General features: G+C 58.7%; 11 protein-coding genes and 1 pseudogene. 7 read left to right on the top strand and 5 right to left on the bottom strand.

Features of this window, described 5'->3' with window-relative positions:
* Nucleotides 1–177: 177 nt before the first annotated feature.
* The 3 genes and pseudogenes from DKY63_RS08150 to DKY63_RS08140 form a co-directional block, all read right to left on the bottom strand.
* A complete protein-coding gene (locus tag DKY63_RS08150) occupies nt 178–810 on the bottom strand; it encodes a hypothetical protein (RefSeq protein WP_110963643.1) in 633 nt (210 codons plus the stop codon).
* A gap of 179 nt (nt 811–989) precedes the next feature.
* Nucleotides 990–1316: pseudogene (locus DKY63_RS08145) on the bottom strand (hypothetical protein); the annotation flags it as partial.
* 293 nt (nt 1317–1609) lie between these two features.
* Nucleotides 1610–2251 carry an HD domain-containing protein gene (locus DKY63_RS08140; protein WP_110963641.1) on the bottom strand — a complete coding sequence of 214 codons (642 nt, stop codon included), beginning with the start codon at nt 2249–2251 and terminating at the stop codon, nt 1610–1612.
* 127 nt (nt 2252–2378) lie between these two features.
* Here DKY63_RS08140 and DKY63_RS08135 point away from each other — a divergent pair, with 127 nt between their 5' ends.
* Entirely contained in the window at nt 2379–3419 is a 1041-nt protein-coding gene (locus DKY63_RS08135) for a GlxA family transcriptional regulator (RefSeq protein WP_110963640.1), read from the top strand.
* Nucleotides 3420–3492: 73 nt separating this feature from the next.
* Here the strand turns inward: DKY63_RS08135 and DKY63_RS08130 are convergent, their stop codons facing one another.
* The gene (locus tag DKY63_RS08130) at nt 3493–3978 is read right to left on the bottom strand and encodes a hypothetical protein (protein WP_110963639.1); all 486 of its coding nucleotides are present in this window, start codon (nt 3976–3978) and stop codon (nt 3493–3495) included.
* A 380-nt stretch (nt 3979–4358) separates the two neighbouring features.
* On the opposite strand from DKY63_RS08130, the gene DKY63_RS08120 reads away from it, so the two are divergent.
* The 5 genes from DKY63_RS08120 (at nt 4359) to DKY63_RS08100 (ending at nt 10077) form a co-directional block, all read left to right on the top strand.
* Nucleotides 4359–4853, top strand: coding sequence for a cupin domain-containing protein (locus DKY63_RS08120; protein WP_110963637.1), 495 nt, complete (start codon nt 4359–4361; stop codon nt 4851–4853).
* A 421-nt stretch (nt 4854–5274) separates the two neighbouring features.
* Entirely contained in the window at nt 5275–6885 is a 1611-nt protein-coding gene (locus DKY63_RS08115; RefSeq protein ID WP_204354312.1) for a hypothetical protein, read from the top strand.
* A gap of 279 nt (nt 6886–7164) precedes the next feature.
* A complete protein-coding gene (locus DKY63_RS08110; RefSeq protein WP_110963636.1) occupies nt 7165–8526 on the top strand; it encodes an MATE family efflux transporter in 1362 nt (453 codons plus the stop codon).
* 191 nt (nt 8527–8717) lie between these two features.
* The gene (locus tag DKY63_RS08105) at nt 8718–9398 is read left to right on the top strand and encodes a phosphoribosyltransferase (RefSeq protein WP_110963635.1); all 681 of its coding nucleotides are present in this window, start codon (nt 8718–8720) and stop codon (nt 9396–9398) included.
* Between the two features lie 109 nt (nt 9399–9507).
* Nucleotides 9508–10077 (top strand): YceI family protein, encoded by a 570-nt coding sequence (locus tag DKY63_RS08100; RefSeq protein ID WP_110963634.1) that lies wholly within the window; start codon nt 9508–9510, stop codon nt 10075–10077.
* Here DKY63_RS08100 and DKY63_RS08095 read toward each other — a convergent pair whose 3' ends face one another.
* Nucleotides 10078–12186: a C1 family peptidase gene (locus DKY63_RS08095; RefSeq protein WP_110963633.1), complete on the bottom strand. Its 2109-nt coding sequence runs from the start codon at nt 12184–12186 to the stop codon at nt 10078–10080.
* 222 nt (nt 12187–12408) lie between these two features.
* Between DKY63_RS08095 and DKY63_RS08090 the strand changes: the two genes are divergently transcribed.
* Complete coding sequence (locus DKY63_RS08090) at nt 12409–13629, top strand: MFS transporter (protein ID WP_110963632.1); 1221 nt, start codon at nt 12409–12411, stop codon at nt 13627–13629.

The following is a 13629-nucleotide window of genomic DNA, read 5'->3' as shown; positions in this document are numbered from 1 at the left end:
GGTTGGTGTGGAGCCATTGTTACGCCGCAGGGTTTTCAATAGAACTTGATTGATGTGATGGCGAACATCGACGGCATTGATAGGGTGAGCAGACTATCGCCCCTGTGGGAGCGAGCCTGCTCGCGATGGGCGTCAACGATGACGCACACTGCCAGGATTAACGCAGCGGCCTGGCGATCACAGCATTTGTGCCTCGGTTGTCGGCGGCACAAACCCACCCACCTGCGGGTAATGCATGGTCAGCACCGCCCACCTCAAACCGTCTACCCCAGGCACCACACCGGACGCGCTGGATGAATGCTCGACGTAGCCCGCATACTCCTCGACCTGTCGCAGGTGCCGCTCCCAGCGCTCCTCCTCCTCAAAGTTCACACCCAGAATAATCACACTGCCTGTCGCGACCTTCTCCGCCTGTGCTTTCAGGCGGGTCATGTACCAATAATCCTTGGCCGCGCTCTCGAACATCTTGCCCTGGTTGTTATTGGCGAAAGGTGCCTTGAGTTCGATGAAGTGAAAGCGCTTTTCGTCGTGGTCGCGGACCCACATGTCGCATTGTTTCTTTTCGATATCCATGTCGGTCCAGCGCTGATCGAGCGCGACCTTGTACTCGACGCCGACATCGCCCATCCAGCCATCGTGAGGGCCGCGAAGGTGACGGGCGCGGATCAGCCAGAAGTAAAACTCGAACTTCAGCCATCCTTCGAAGCCGTTGGCCAGTGCACCGATTGAAGAGGGTAGATAGTTGCGTTCCACCTCCCAGGACTGCATGAATTCGCTAAAGGCGGTTGCAACGTTACTGATGCCCGGCATGGGTAACTTCCTTGTGGATTCGAACGATAATTGATGGCCAAACAGTGGCATTCAACACCGGGGCAATCCTCCAGCGCAATAGAGGCCGCTCATGGTCTGTGAGTGAAACGGCGAGCACGAAAAAGCCCGGCTGATCAGACCGGGCTTTTTGTGGGTGTTGCTGTGAAGCGAATGTCTCAGGCGACGGTGTTGCCGTGCAGGCGGTCGGAGCCATCGGCGGCGACTTCGTTGCCTTTCAGGCGATCGGAGCCATCGGCGGCGACTTCATTACCTTTCAAACGATCCGAACCATCGGCAGCGACTGCGTTACGTTTTTCCAGCAGGCGATCCGAACCACCTTCGGCAACACGATTCTGTTGCAGGCGATCGGAACCGCCTTCTGCCACGCGGCTTTCGATCAGGCGATTCGAGCCGCCTTCAGCGACAACAGGTTGAGCGGAAGTGGCGGCGAAAGCGTTCACTGCGAAAACCGAGAAAACGATGCTGAGGATGGTTTGGCGTTTCATGATCGTGTGCTCCGGGGGTGTTCTGGTTGGTGTGGAGCCATTGTTACGCCGCAGGGTTTTCAACAGAACTTGATTGACGTGATTGCGAACATCGACGGCATTGATAGGGCGACCGGACTACCGCTCGTGAGCTTGATGAAGCCCCTTGTAGGAGCGAGCATGCTCGCGATGAACCTGAGGGCGCAGTGGGGTGTCAGGCTGCCCGCGTTATCGTTGACGTCCATCGCGAGCAGGCTCGCTCCTACAGGGATTCATGCCGTACATGACATCCCGTTTTTCTCGAAGAATCCCCCTTAACTATCGAACGGTGCGTTGTCGATCAGGTCACACACGTTCGGGCAATCGAACCCATGGATGTGGCGACGTCCGACATCCGCCAGCCCGGTGCCGATGGCGGTATGCGGTTTCTTCCTGGCGACTTCGGCCACCGCCTGGGCAAACGCGGCCTTCATGCCGATGCGGGGATACAGCGCGAGGGTGTCGTCGATCAGCGAGGGCGTGATTTCTTCCATGAACAGGCCCATGACATCGACGTGGGCGCCCATGTAGATCAGGGCGATTTCCGGCTGCTTGCGATCGGCGATACCGGCACTGGAGTGCAGCGCGATGGCATCCCAGACCAGCTCTGCCTTCTCCTGCGGGTAGCCGTTCGAGAGCAGGAAACGGCTGGCCGCATCAGCGCCATCGACTTCAAAACGCTGGTCGGCGCAGAACTCGTCGGTGAGCCCCAGATCATGCAGCAGTGCGGCGAGATAGACCGTTTCGCGGTCGTATTTGAAACCACGTCGCTGACCGAGAAAGTCGGCGAACCACCATGTGCGATGCACGTGATTGCTGAGCGCCCTGGAGTGGACCCGATCAACGAGCGATGCCGCCTTGCGGGTGAGTTCGGAGTCCGGGGCGATGATGCCGCCGATAGTGACTGGGGTATTCATGTGGGCTTACCAAGTGAAGTTGACTGGCCTCCAATCTAAAGTTATCGCCAATGTCCAAAATGACTATTTTCAGTTTATTTGTGCCAGAGTGATTCGCCTGTCAGGGCATTCACACGAGGTTCAATCCATGAAAAAACCTTCGAGCAACCGTGGGCAGCGCGGCAGTCAGGCGCAGAAACGCGTGGTGATCCTGGGCTTGAACCCCGTGGATGCCCTCGACGTCATCGGCCCGGCGGAGGTCTTTACCGTTGCCAATCGCCTGTATGGCGGCGAGGTCGCGCCTTACCGGCTGGAACTGGTGTCTTCTACTGCCGATCTTCAACTGCAAAGCGCGACCGGCATTGGCTTGATCGCCCACAAAACCCTTGCGCAGGAGCGCCTGGACGACAAGCCCATCGATACCCTGATAGTCGCCAGCGGCTGGGACTCGGCGAGCAACCCGGATCGCGAGGCGATGGTCTGGATACGCGAGCGCTCGGCGAACATGCGTCGCGTGTGTTCGATCTGCGTTGCCGCGTTTGCCCTGGCCGGCGCCGGTCTGCTGGACGGGCGTCGGGCGACGACCCATTGGGGGATGGCGCGGGAATTGGCCGAGCGTTTTCCCATGGTCGAGGTCGACGCCAACCCGATCTGGATCAAGGACGGCCATATCTACACCTCGGCGGGCATCTCGGCCGGCATCGATCTGGCACTGGCGCTGGTCGGTGAGGATCTTGGCGATGAAATGGCAATGGACATCGCAAAGAATCTGGTCCTGTTCCTGCGTCGTCCGGGTGGCCAGGCGCAGTTCAGCGTGACCCTGCAATCCCAGCGTGCGAGCGGTTCGAGCCTGGATAAGTTGTGCGTGTGGATCAGCGAACACCTGCACACGGAACTGACCGTCGAAATTCTCGCCGACCGCATGTCGACCAGCGTCAGGACCTTGATTCGGCAGTTTGCGCGAGACCTGAAAACCACACCGGCGAAGTATGTCGAGGACGTGCGGCTTGAGGCGGCGTGCAGGGCGTTCGAGATGGGAGGGCGCTCGATGGAGGAGATCGCGCGTCGATGCGGTTACAACAGTGTTGATGTGCTGCGCAAAGCGTTCGTCCGGCGGCTGGGGGTCAGTCCAAAGGAGTATGCGATGCGTTTTGCGCGTGATGACAGGAGTGTTCGTTCCTTAGATTGAGTTGAAATCAGGCACGAAAAAGCCCGGCTGATCAGGCCGGGCTTTTTGCGGGTGTTGCGGTGAAGCGAATGTCTTAGGCGACAGTGTTGCCGTGCAGGCGGTCGGAGCCATCGGCGGCGACAGTGTTGCCGTGCAGACGGTCAGAGCCATCGGCGGCGACAGTGTTGCCGTGCAGACGGTCAGAGCCATCGGCGGCGACAGTGTTGCCATGCAGGCGGTCGGAGCCGTCAGCGGCGACTTCGTTACCTTTCAAGCGATCAGAGCCATCGGCAGCAACTTCGTTACCTTTCAGGCGATCAGAGCCATCAGCGGCGACTTCATTACCTTTCAAACGATCCGAACCATCGGCAGCGACTGCGTTACGTTTTTCCAGCAGGCGATCCGAACCACCTTCGGCAACACGATTCTGTTGCAGGCGGTCGGAACCACCTTCTGCCACACGGCTTTCGATCAAACGATCCGAGCCGCCTTCAGCGACAACAGGTTGAGCGGAAGTGGCGGCGAAAGCGTTCACTGCGAAAACCGAGAAAACGATGCTGAGGATGGTTTGGCGTTTCATGATCGTGTGCTCCGGGGGTGTTCTGGTTGGTGTGGAGCCATTGTTACGCCGCAGGGTTTTTAACAGAACTTGATTGAGGTGATTGCGAACATCGACGGCATTGATATGGCGGGCGGACTACCGCTCGTGGCTTTGATGATGCCCCCTGTAGGAGCGAGCCTGCTCGCGATGGTCGTCAACGATAACGCGGGATATCTGGATAAACGCGGCGTCCTTGAGTCCATCGCGAGCATGCTCGCTCCTACAGGGGGAATTGCGGTCCGGCCGTTGATTACATTGCGTATCAACAGTTGTGCGTCACCGCATCGTTATCATCTTTGCCGATCACTAATACAGTGGACTAATCGGTTTTGTATGAGTGACGGAGCAGGGGATCTTTCATGATCAAAAGCATGATTAAAACAGCAGGTCTGGCAGCATTTATCGTCGCAAGCGCAATCATCCCTCTGGCCCAGGCAGAACCACTGCCCCTGGACAAAACAGGCTCTATACACAACGAAGACGTGGAATGGCGCAGCTTTCCCGCCTTCCCCGTAGAAGTAAAACTGGCCGTCATCGCCGGCGACCCCGGCAAACCAGCCCCTTACGTGGTCCGCGTCAAAGTCCCCAACGGCATCAAGCTGATGCCCCACATCCACCCCGAAAACCGCATCTACACCGTCATGTCCGGTGTTTTCTACATCGGCTTTGGCACTGTTTTCGATCCGGACAAACTAGTTGCCTACGGCCCGGGCAGCGTTGTGATCCTTCCGGCCAATACCCCGCATTTTCATTGGGCCAGATCAGGTGAGTACATCTCGCAGGTATATGGGACCGGGCCGCTGGGAATCGAGTATGTCGATAAACAGGATGATCCTCGCAATGCCTCGAAATGAGGCATAAACAGAGCGGATGTAAGAAGGGGGCGGAATTCTCAGAATCCGCCCCCTTTTTTTCGTTTTCCAATGTGCGACGTGGAATTTCCTGACGGCTCGACGGGCTAGTCCAGATGATAAATCAGATTGTTATGTAGGAAATTACCAGTTTGGGTTGCAGAAATTTCCCAAACGATAGGAGTGCCCGTGTCTTTGCCATTGTCACGCGAGCACCCCATCGTCTTACTCTTTGTCACCAGTCATGCACCCAGCGATTATGCTGAACTTTCCGAGATATTCATTAGCCATGAGTCGATATAAAACAGCTAAGTTCGAGAGCTTGGAATCTCTGTTGCAGATAGGGAATAGGCAACTTTCCGCGCAATTGGCCGAAGTCCTGCAAGGAGATTGTACGGATGTGTCGTCAACGATAAGAAAATTCGTGGCCCTGCTGGATGCGGTCAATGATTACAACATTGATATCGGTTCTTTCGAGAATTTGGCTCTGCTGCATGAACTGGTCGCCGTTCACGACGGGGCGGTCGTATCCATGTTGTCGATCCATTTCAATCTGGCAATTGGGACTATTAGTAATCTGGCCCCGCTAAACCCATACGTAGAGAATCTGTATCGGCAACTGACGTCTGGCAGAGCGATCGGCGTCTATCTGGCAACAGAGTTGGCCCATGGTAACAACTTGGTCGCACTGGAGACTCACGCAACGTACTTACCCGAGAAACGCCTGTTTTTACTCAATTCCGAGACGGAGCGGGCATGGAAGTTCATGCCCAACAGCTCACCCTGTGAACGACCCAAGATCGCGGTAGTGCTGGCCAACTTGTCAGTTGCAGGAAAGCGCTATGGCATTTTTCCGTTCGTGGTGCCTTTATCCAGTCACGGCACCATGACCAAAGGCGTCACCATCACCCCGTTGGGTGAAAAGCCGGGGCTTTATCTGGATAACGCTATTACTTCGTTCAATCAGGTTGAGCTCCCGTATGAGGCGCTGCTTGCGGGGGATATGTTAACCCTGTCCAGGGACGGGCAAGTGACCGTTAAAATGCCGAAGTTCAGAGACCGCTTTGCATTGGTGACCAGCAAAATCCACTCCGGGAAATTGTGCATGGCGGTGAGTTCGGTTGCCGCTGCCAAGTCCGCTCTGCATATTACCTATCGCTATGCGCAGCAACGGAAAGTCCATGGGTATGCGGGATTGATGCCGGTTTTGAACTATCAGCATATAAAAGAAGGTTTGGCGTGGGATACGCTGAGTACCGTTGCGCACTCGCTTTATCTAAGAATGTTGGGGTGTAAAGTATCCCGGGCATTTGAGAGTGAAAGGGAGAATTTTATATTTTCCGACAGGCTCCTCGCGGAATTGATTGTCGCCAAGGCGCTTTGCACCTGGCGAACTCAGGAAGTGTTGGTCGCCTGCCGGGAGCGTTGCGGGGCTCAGGGTTTATTTTCGGACAATAAAATAGTTACTTATGTTATTTCAAACTTTGGCGCTATTACGGCGGAGGGAGATAATCTGGTTCTATCTCTGAAAGCAGGTGCTCTGTTATTGCAAGATAAACTCGTGCCGCAACAATCCACCCCTCTTTTACAGGATCTGGTGGGCGTTCTCCAAAGCTGGATGGATTGTCTGATTCTTAAGCTGAATACACTTTCAACTTCGAGCGGACGGCGCATTCAGCTCAATGTTGGAGATAAATACACCGATGATGTTATTGCATTAAGCCAGGTGTGGGCAGTGATCAACGTAGCCACCTGTCTTCTCGAACGGCAGGAAGATGAAGACACCATGCTGGTTGCCGAGGGGTACCTGCTTGATAGCCTGTTCCGTGCTCTGCGAAGTCTGATCAGTCATGGTGTGCTGGGCAGTGCTGAAGCCCAAATGATAGAAGCTCGCCGTTTGGAGTTTATTCGTCAGCATGCAGATCGTATCAACAATCTCATTGAGGCTTTTGCTGTAGAACAAGCGAATATTCAAACCCCCATTTCCAGTGACGACTATATCCAGTGGTATAAAAATGTTCATGGGGATGCGTAATTACGGATCCTGACTCTGTTTCAGTTGAATGAATAAACGGGCGTCTAGGCGCCCGTTTTCATTTACCCTGCCACCTGCGCCGGCAATGGCCGCCCAATCACATCCATCGAGTCACATCCGTCCCGCAACATGTAGGACCGGGCTGATCAAATCCCGGACCTTTCACATGACTTCACTAGAATTTTAAACACGCCCCATAAATGCTCATTGCCCCCCGACCCCAACTGGCCGAAGCTATCCTCCATCTGCACCCCAGCCGTCGAGATGGACCTCTATCCCATGCAAAACCCCGCCCAACCCCAACGCCCTCTCTGGAAAACCTACCTGCTGTTCCTCGCGCCCATGGTCCTGTCCAACTTCCTGCAATCCATGTCCGGCACGGTCAACAGCATCTACATCGGCCAGATGCTCGGCACCCAGGCGTTGGCGGCGGTGTCGGGGATGTTCCCGATCGTTTTCTTTTTCATCGCCCTGGTCATCGGCCTCGGTGCTGGCGCTGGGGTGTTGATCGGGCAGGCGTGGGGGGCGCGGGAGACGCATCTGGTGAAGGCGATTGCCGGGGCGACCCTGTTGTTGGGCGTGTTGATCGGGCTGGTGGCGGCGGTGGTGGGCAGTGTGTTTGCGCGGTCTTCGTTGATGGGCCTGGGCACGCCCGGGGACGTGCTGGACGATGCGGTGGCGTATGCCCATGTGATGTTGTGGTTCATGCCGTCGCTGTTGGTGTTCGTGTTGTTCACGCAATTGCTGCGCGGGGTCAGTGACACGCTGTCGCCGTTGCTGGCGTTGCTGGTGTCGACCGCGATCGGCCTGGCGCTGACGCCAGCATTGATTCGCGGCTGGTTGGGCATTCCCCCGCTGGGGATCCAGAGTGCGGCGTTCGCCGGGCTGGCGGGCAACCTGGCGGCGATGGGTTGGCTGGCGTGGCGGCTGATTCGCAAGGGGCATCCGATGGCGCCGGATCGGGAGTTTTTCGCGGCGATGAAGCTGGACTGGGCGATTCTCGGCAAAGTGCTACGCATCGGTCTGCCCACCGGCTTGCAGATGGTGGTGTTGTCGCTCTCGGAATTGGTGATTCTGGCGCTGGTGAACCAGCACGGTTCCCAGGCGACGGCGGCCTACGGCGCGGTCACGCAAATAGTCAATTATGTGCAGTTCCCGGCGCTGTCGATTGCCATCACCGCGTCGATCCTCGGCGCGCAGGCGATCGGGGCAGGGCGCATCGAACGTATCGGCGCGATTCTGCGTACGGGGTTGATGATCAATGTGTGCCTGACCGGTGGCCTGGTGGTGTTGGGGTATTTGCTGTCGCACTGGCTGTTGGGTTCGTTCCTCACCGAGGAAGCGACGCTCAGCATGGCCGATCACCTGCTGCACATCATGCTCTGGAGCCTTTTGGTGTTCGGCTTCCAGGCGATCATCGGCGGCATCATGCGCGCCAGCGGCACGGTAATGGTGCCGGTGGGGATTTCGATTGTTTGCGTGGTGGGCGTGCAGTTGCCGGTGGCTTATCTGCTGGATGCGCGGTTCGGCCTGCAAGGGGTGTGGATGGCGTTTCCGGTGGCGTATCTGGGGATGCTGGCGTTGCAAACCTTGTATTACAAACTGGTTTGGAAGCATCAGAAGATTGAGCGGTTGGTGTAGGGGGGCGGTGCCTTGTCCTGCGCTGCTGGTGTTCTGTAGGAGCAAAGCTTGCTCGCGATGGCGAATTGTCAGTCGACATTGAGGTTGTTTGGCACACCGCCATCGCGAGCAAGCTTTGCTCCTACAGGGAACGGTGACAATCTATCGGGGAATTCTGAACCGTCAGGCGTAACCGCCTGGAGAGGTTTTCCATGAGCCCTTTATCCCATTCCATCCTGCAGGATCGCCCGGAGGCCGGCCGGCGTCTGGTGGAGCTTTTGCAGAATTACGCGCATCGATCCGACGTGATTCTCCTGGCCTTGCCCCGTGGCGGGGTGCCGGTGGCTTATGAAGTGGCCATGGCGCTGGGCCTTTGTCTGGACCTGATGCTGGTGCGCAAGCTCGGTGTGCCGTCCCGCCCCGAGTACGCCATGGGCGCGATTGCCAGTGGTGGGGTGCTGATTCGCAATGAAGAGGCGCTACGGTTTCATCCGATATCCAAGGCTGAATTCGACACGGTGGTCGCCCGGGAAAGCCAGGAGCTGTTGCGGCGCGAGCAGGTGTATCGCGGCTCACGTGCACCCTTAGAGCTCAAGGATCAGGTGGTGATCCTGATCGACGATGGCCTGGCCACCGGTGCCTCGATGAAGGCGGCGATCCAGGCGGTGCGGGTGCAGGCACCGTCGCGCATCGTGGTGGCGGTGCCGGTGGCGCCGGTTGAAACGGCCGAGGCGCTGCGCAGGGAAGTGGATGAGCTGGTGTGTCCGCTGTACCCGGACTGGTTCACCTCGATCGGGCACTGGTACGTGGATTTTTCCCAGACCTCGGACCGGGAGGTCATCGATCTGTTGCAACGGGCGTGGCAGCACGAGGCGAGTGCCAGCCAGCGGTGAAGGCCAGGCTCAACTGGCATAAACAGCCGTTCTTTGCTTTAGTCCTCCTGTCATCGGCTGCGTGTGTTTGGCACTTCAACCCATCAGGGCGCCCGGCCCGGAGTGTTCCATGAGCCCCAGATTCCAGCGTTTCACGGCATTGATCGCCGTGGTTGCATTCAATGCCTTGCCCGGCGCTTACGCGGTGGAATACAGCGACGTCAATGCCACGGCCAGCACCATCAGTTTCACTTATAACCAGATGGGGTCGAGGGTGTACGGCACCTTTGGCAAGTTTGCAGGGGATCTGGATTTCGACACCGCCCAACCCGAGGCGGCCCACGCCAAATTGACCATCGAACTGAGCAGCATCGATGCCGGCAGCGAAGACGCCAATACCGAACTGCAAAAGCCCGCCTGGTTCGACACCGCCAGCTACCCGGTGGCGACCTTTGAGTCGAGCCGCTTCAAGAACCTGGGCAACAACCGTTACCAGATCACCGGCAACCTCACTCTGCGGGGACTCACGCGGGAAGTGACGGTGCCGGTGTTGTTGAAGGCGGAAAACGCCATCGGCATTTTCGATGGCGAGCTGACGCTCAAGCGCAATGATTTCAAGATCGGCGAGGGCGAGTGGGCCGACACCCTCGTTTCCAATGAGATCAATATCCGCTTTCGAATGGTTGCGCCGCAGCGCTGATCATTTCTTCGCCCTCGCTGCCGGCGCTTTTTTCGGTTTGGCGGCAGCGGCCTTGCCGCGCGGCGCCTTGGCCGCCGGGGCTGCCTTGCCCGCCCAATTGCTGCCCCCGCCAACGCCGGACAGGCCAATGACATTGGCTTTGCTTTTGAGCACCTGCGCGACGATCCGTTTTTGCGTCGGCACATCGTTGTCGAACCCGCCGTGGGTCGAGTTGATCGAATCGGCCGAGGGCGTGGTGACGTAGGTGAAGTTGGCCAGATTGAACACCGACGAGGCCCTGACGTACTTGTCCATGCCCAGGATCGGTGTGCGCACGCCCGCTTCAAATGACTCCGAAACCAGATAGAGCAATGAGCGCAGGTAGGGCCGGCACGTCGGGTCCTTGTTTTCCGCCTCATCGGTCAGGGAAAACTGCAGGCAGTTGTCCACGGCCTTGCTGATCAGGTGCGGCAGCACCAGGCGCTCGAAGGTGTCGACCCGTACTGCTGGCGCCATCAGGTTCAGCGACGCAAAGCGCAGGCCGTCTTTGGCGAGCCGGTCGATGATAAAACTGTGAACGATGGCGCCTGCCGAATGGCCGATGAGGTGCAGGCGGAATTTGCCGATGTTGCCGGACTCGAGAAACGCCTTGTGCAGAATCTGCAAACCGCTTTGCGAATTGCCGCTCAGGGCGTCGGCGTTCTGTTTCATCTCGCCCCACAACAATGTTCCAGGTCCTGCCAGCGCACGCTCCAGGCGCTTGTCGTAGAACTGTTTGACGGCATCGCCAAGCTCCGAGAACACCCCACCCGTGCTGCGGGGCACTTGCCGGTAGGCGTCGACGATGAGATTGAGCACCGTGGTCATGGCCCCGGTTTCCCACATGAGGAAAATCGGGAAAATCTTCGCGTCGTAGAGCAGGGGAATCCACTCTTTCGCCGTGGCGGCAGCCGCTTTCTCGTCGTTGAGCCCACCGTGGGCATAGATGGCAATGTCGATGGCGTCAGAGGCGGACAGGTTCCAGCGTTTGCGCGCTTCCCCGAGATGGAAGCCGACCAGATCCTCCACGTCTTCGCGGCGCGTACGAAAGTCACCGGTCTGGCTCAATTCGCCGTTGTTGCCCAGGTCGATGATGAACGGATTGATTTCCCGATTGGCCAGCACGTCCGAGGACGCGACCACCACATCGCCAGCAGGATTTTCGCGCAGGGTCGTGGCTTCGGAGATCGCCGTGTGTTCGGCGGTGATCACCCCCAGTTGCGGCGCCCAGCAGTCCATGGCGTTGTACTGCCAGTCCGAGTAGGTGAGGATCGCATAGCCGGCGCTGCCCCAGCCGGTGCCCCAGGAATTCTGGATGAGGAAACCATCCTCGTTGTAGCCGACGATCACAAAGGCATGGCCACCGTCGTCGAGCCCGGCCTTCTGGCAGGGAATGCGCCAGTAATCGTCCCAGGCACCCGGTGGTGTGGCCAGTTGCGCGGCCTCGCTGGCGGCGACGGTCCAGCCGGCGTGGCAGGCGGCGCTGGCATAGAGCACGCCCAGGTCATTGAGGGCCACGTGCATGTCGCTGATCGACAGCGGGTCCACCCGGTAATAGGCCCCGAGCGGGCGTTGCACCGAGTCGATCCACCAGTCGGTATCGGGCAGGTTGGTGGCCGGCGGCATGTCCAGGTTCGGCCACAGGTCGGCGGCGCACGCACCCTGTTTGTACCAGCCCTTGAGCGCGCCGCGCAGGGAAGAGCCACTGTCGGCCAGCTTGGGATCGGCATTCGGTGCTTCGGGGATTTCGTCGTAGCGACGCGCCATGCTGTACAGCATGTACGGCGAGATGGCGGGCTTGTTTTCCCGTTTGCCTTTGCTGAGCAGGTATTCGATCACGGTCGATAGCGCAAAGCCCGTGCAGGCATTGGTTTGCAGCTGGTTCTTGATGCTCATCCAGAGCGTCGGCATCAGCATTTTCGCCGGCTGCAAACCCACGGGCGGCTGGTAGAGCCGGTCACGCAAATCCAGTTGATCCGGACAGACCGGGCGCCGGCGATTCAGGCTGTCGGTGACGGTAGCGGCGGTTTTTTTTGTGGCTCTGGTTTTGCTGGCGGCAGTGGATGCAGGCTTGCGCGCAGAGGTGGCCATCATGGCTCCTTGGAAACTCGGCAGTTGCAGCTTCAGGGACTGACCATCACCGACATGCAGGCACCAGCAATGGGCACGTCACAAAACGGTAGATCAAGTGCGTCAGGTTTCAAGGACACGTGATTGCGGACCCATCGCTCCACACAGAGCGGATCCGCACCCCGTTTTTCCCCGAAGCCCGCCTGCCTAGCATGGCTCCACTCATTCCTGTGGAGCTTTGCTATGAACGATACACATGCATTACCGGCTGGCGCCTCGCTCGCGCCGGCCAATCCATCCTCCTGGCGCGAATGGCTGTCCGTATTCAGCGTTGCCCTCGGTGCCTTTGCCTTTGTCACCACTGAATACTTGCCGGTGGGCGTGCTGCCACCCATTGCCCAAGCGTTAAATATCAGCGATGGGCAGGCGGGGTTGATGGTCACCGTGCCGGGCATGGTGGCGGCGGTGGCGGCACCGGCGATCATGGTGGGCGCCGGGCGCATGAACCGGCGCCAACTGCTGCTGGTGCTGACGCTGTTGCAGGTGATTGCCAATCTGGTGGCGGCGCTCGCGCCGTCGCTGGCAATCATGTTGCTGGGGCGGGCGCTGCTGGGCGTGGCGCTGGGCGGCTTCTGGGCGGTGGCGATTGCGGTGGCCGGGCGACTGGTCAGTGAATCGAATGCAGCAAAAGCCACGGCGCTGATCTTCGCCGGCATTACCCTCGCCACCGTGTTTGGCGTGCCCTTCGGCACGTGGCTGGGTGATGTGTTTTCCTGGCGGGTGTCGTTCGCGGTGACCGCGGCCCTGGCATTGCTGGCACTGATTGCACAGGGTCTGAGCCTGCCTTCACTGCCGTCGCGCGAGGGTTTGCCAGTGCGTGCACTGCTGGATTTTCTGGGGCGTAAAACTGCCCGACGCAGCATGTTGCTGCTGGCGCTGGTGGTGGCGGCGCACTTCTCGGCTTACACCTACATCGCGCCGTTTCTGGGGCGTGAAGCGGGGTTCTCGACCTCTGCAATCACCTCCATTCTGCTGGGCTTCGGGATGGTTGGCATGTTGGCCAACTTCGCCATGGCCGGCGGTGTCGCAAGGCATCTTCGACTGTCATTGGGGGCCGTGGTGTTGATGATGGTCATCGCGCAACTGACCTTGCCGCACTTGCAAGGCTTCGGTGTGGCACTGGCGGTGTTGGCATGGGGCGCGGCTTATGGGGCGATTCCTCTGGGCGTGAGCACCTGGATGCAACTGACCTCGCCGCAATTGCCGGAAGCCAGCTCGGCGATGCTGGTCACCATGTTCCAGTTGGCGATTGCCTCGGGTTCGTTGTTTGGCGGCCTGATGGTCGATCACCTGGGCGTACCTTCGGCGATGTGGCTGGGCGCCGGGGTCGGCTTGTTGGGGCTGGTAACGATGCTGAGTTTCGGTATCGACAAGGCGCCGATCGGCGAAGCCCTGCAACGTTGA

This window comes from Pseudomonas putida, from assembly GCF_003228315.1.
Classification (GTDB): Bacteria; Pseudomonadota; Gammaproteobacteria; order Pseudomonadales; family Pseudomonadaceae; genus Aquipseudomonas; species Aquipseudomonas putida_S.
The sequence above is the reverse complement of the archived record's forward strand: the minus strand, read 5'-3'. Positions and strand labels throughout refer to the sequence as shown.

Excerpts from the sequence above, each read along its gene's own strand:
- DKY63_RS08150 (WP_110963643.1), bottom strand. The coding sequence starts at position 810 with ATGCCGGGCATCAGTAACGTTGCAACCGCCTTTAGCGAATTCATGCAG.
- DKY63_RS08140 (WP_110963641.1), bottom strand. The coding sequence starts at position 2,251 with ATGAATACCCCAGTCACTATCGGCGGCATCATCGCCCCGGACTCCGAA.
- DKY63_RS08090 (WP_110963632.1), top strand. The coding sequence starts at position 12,409 with ATGAACGATACACATGCATTACCGGCTGGCGCCTCGCTCGCGCCGGCC.
- DKY63_RS08095 (WP_110963633.1), bottom strand. The coding sequence starts at position 12,186 with ATGGCCACCTCTGCGCGCAAGCCTGCATCCACTGCCGCCAGCAAAACC.
- DKY63_RS08120 (WP_110963637.1), top strand. The coding sequence starts at position 4,359 with ATGATCAAAAGCATGATTAAAACAGCAGGTCTGGCAGCATTTATCGTC.
- DKY63_RS08105 (WP_110963635.1), top strand. The coding sequence starts at position 8,718 with ATGAGCCCTTTATCCCATTCCATCCTGCAGGATCGCCCGGAGGCCGGC.
- DKY63_RS08100 (WP_110963634.1), top strand. The coding sequence starts at position 9,508 with ATGAGCCCCAGATTCCAGCGTTTCACGGCATTGATCGCCGTGGTTGCA.
- DKY63_RS08130 (WP_110963639.1), bottom strand. The coding sequence starts at position 3,978 with ATGAAACGCCAAACCATCCTCAGCATCGTTTTCTCGGTTTTCGCAGTG.
- DKY63_RS08135 (WP_110963640.1), top strand. The coding sequence starts at position 2,379 with ATGAAAAAACCTTCGAGCAACCGTGGGCAGCGCGGCAGTCAGGCGCAG.
- DKY63_RS08110 (WP_110963636.1), top strand. The coding sequence starts at position 7,165 with ATGCAAAACCCCGCCCAACCCCAACGCCCTCTCTGGAAAACCTACCTG.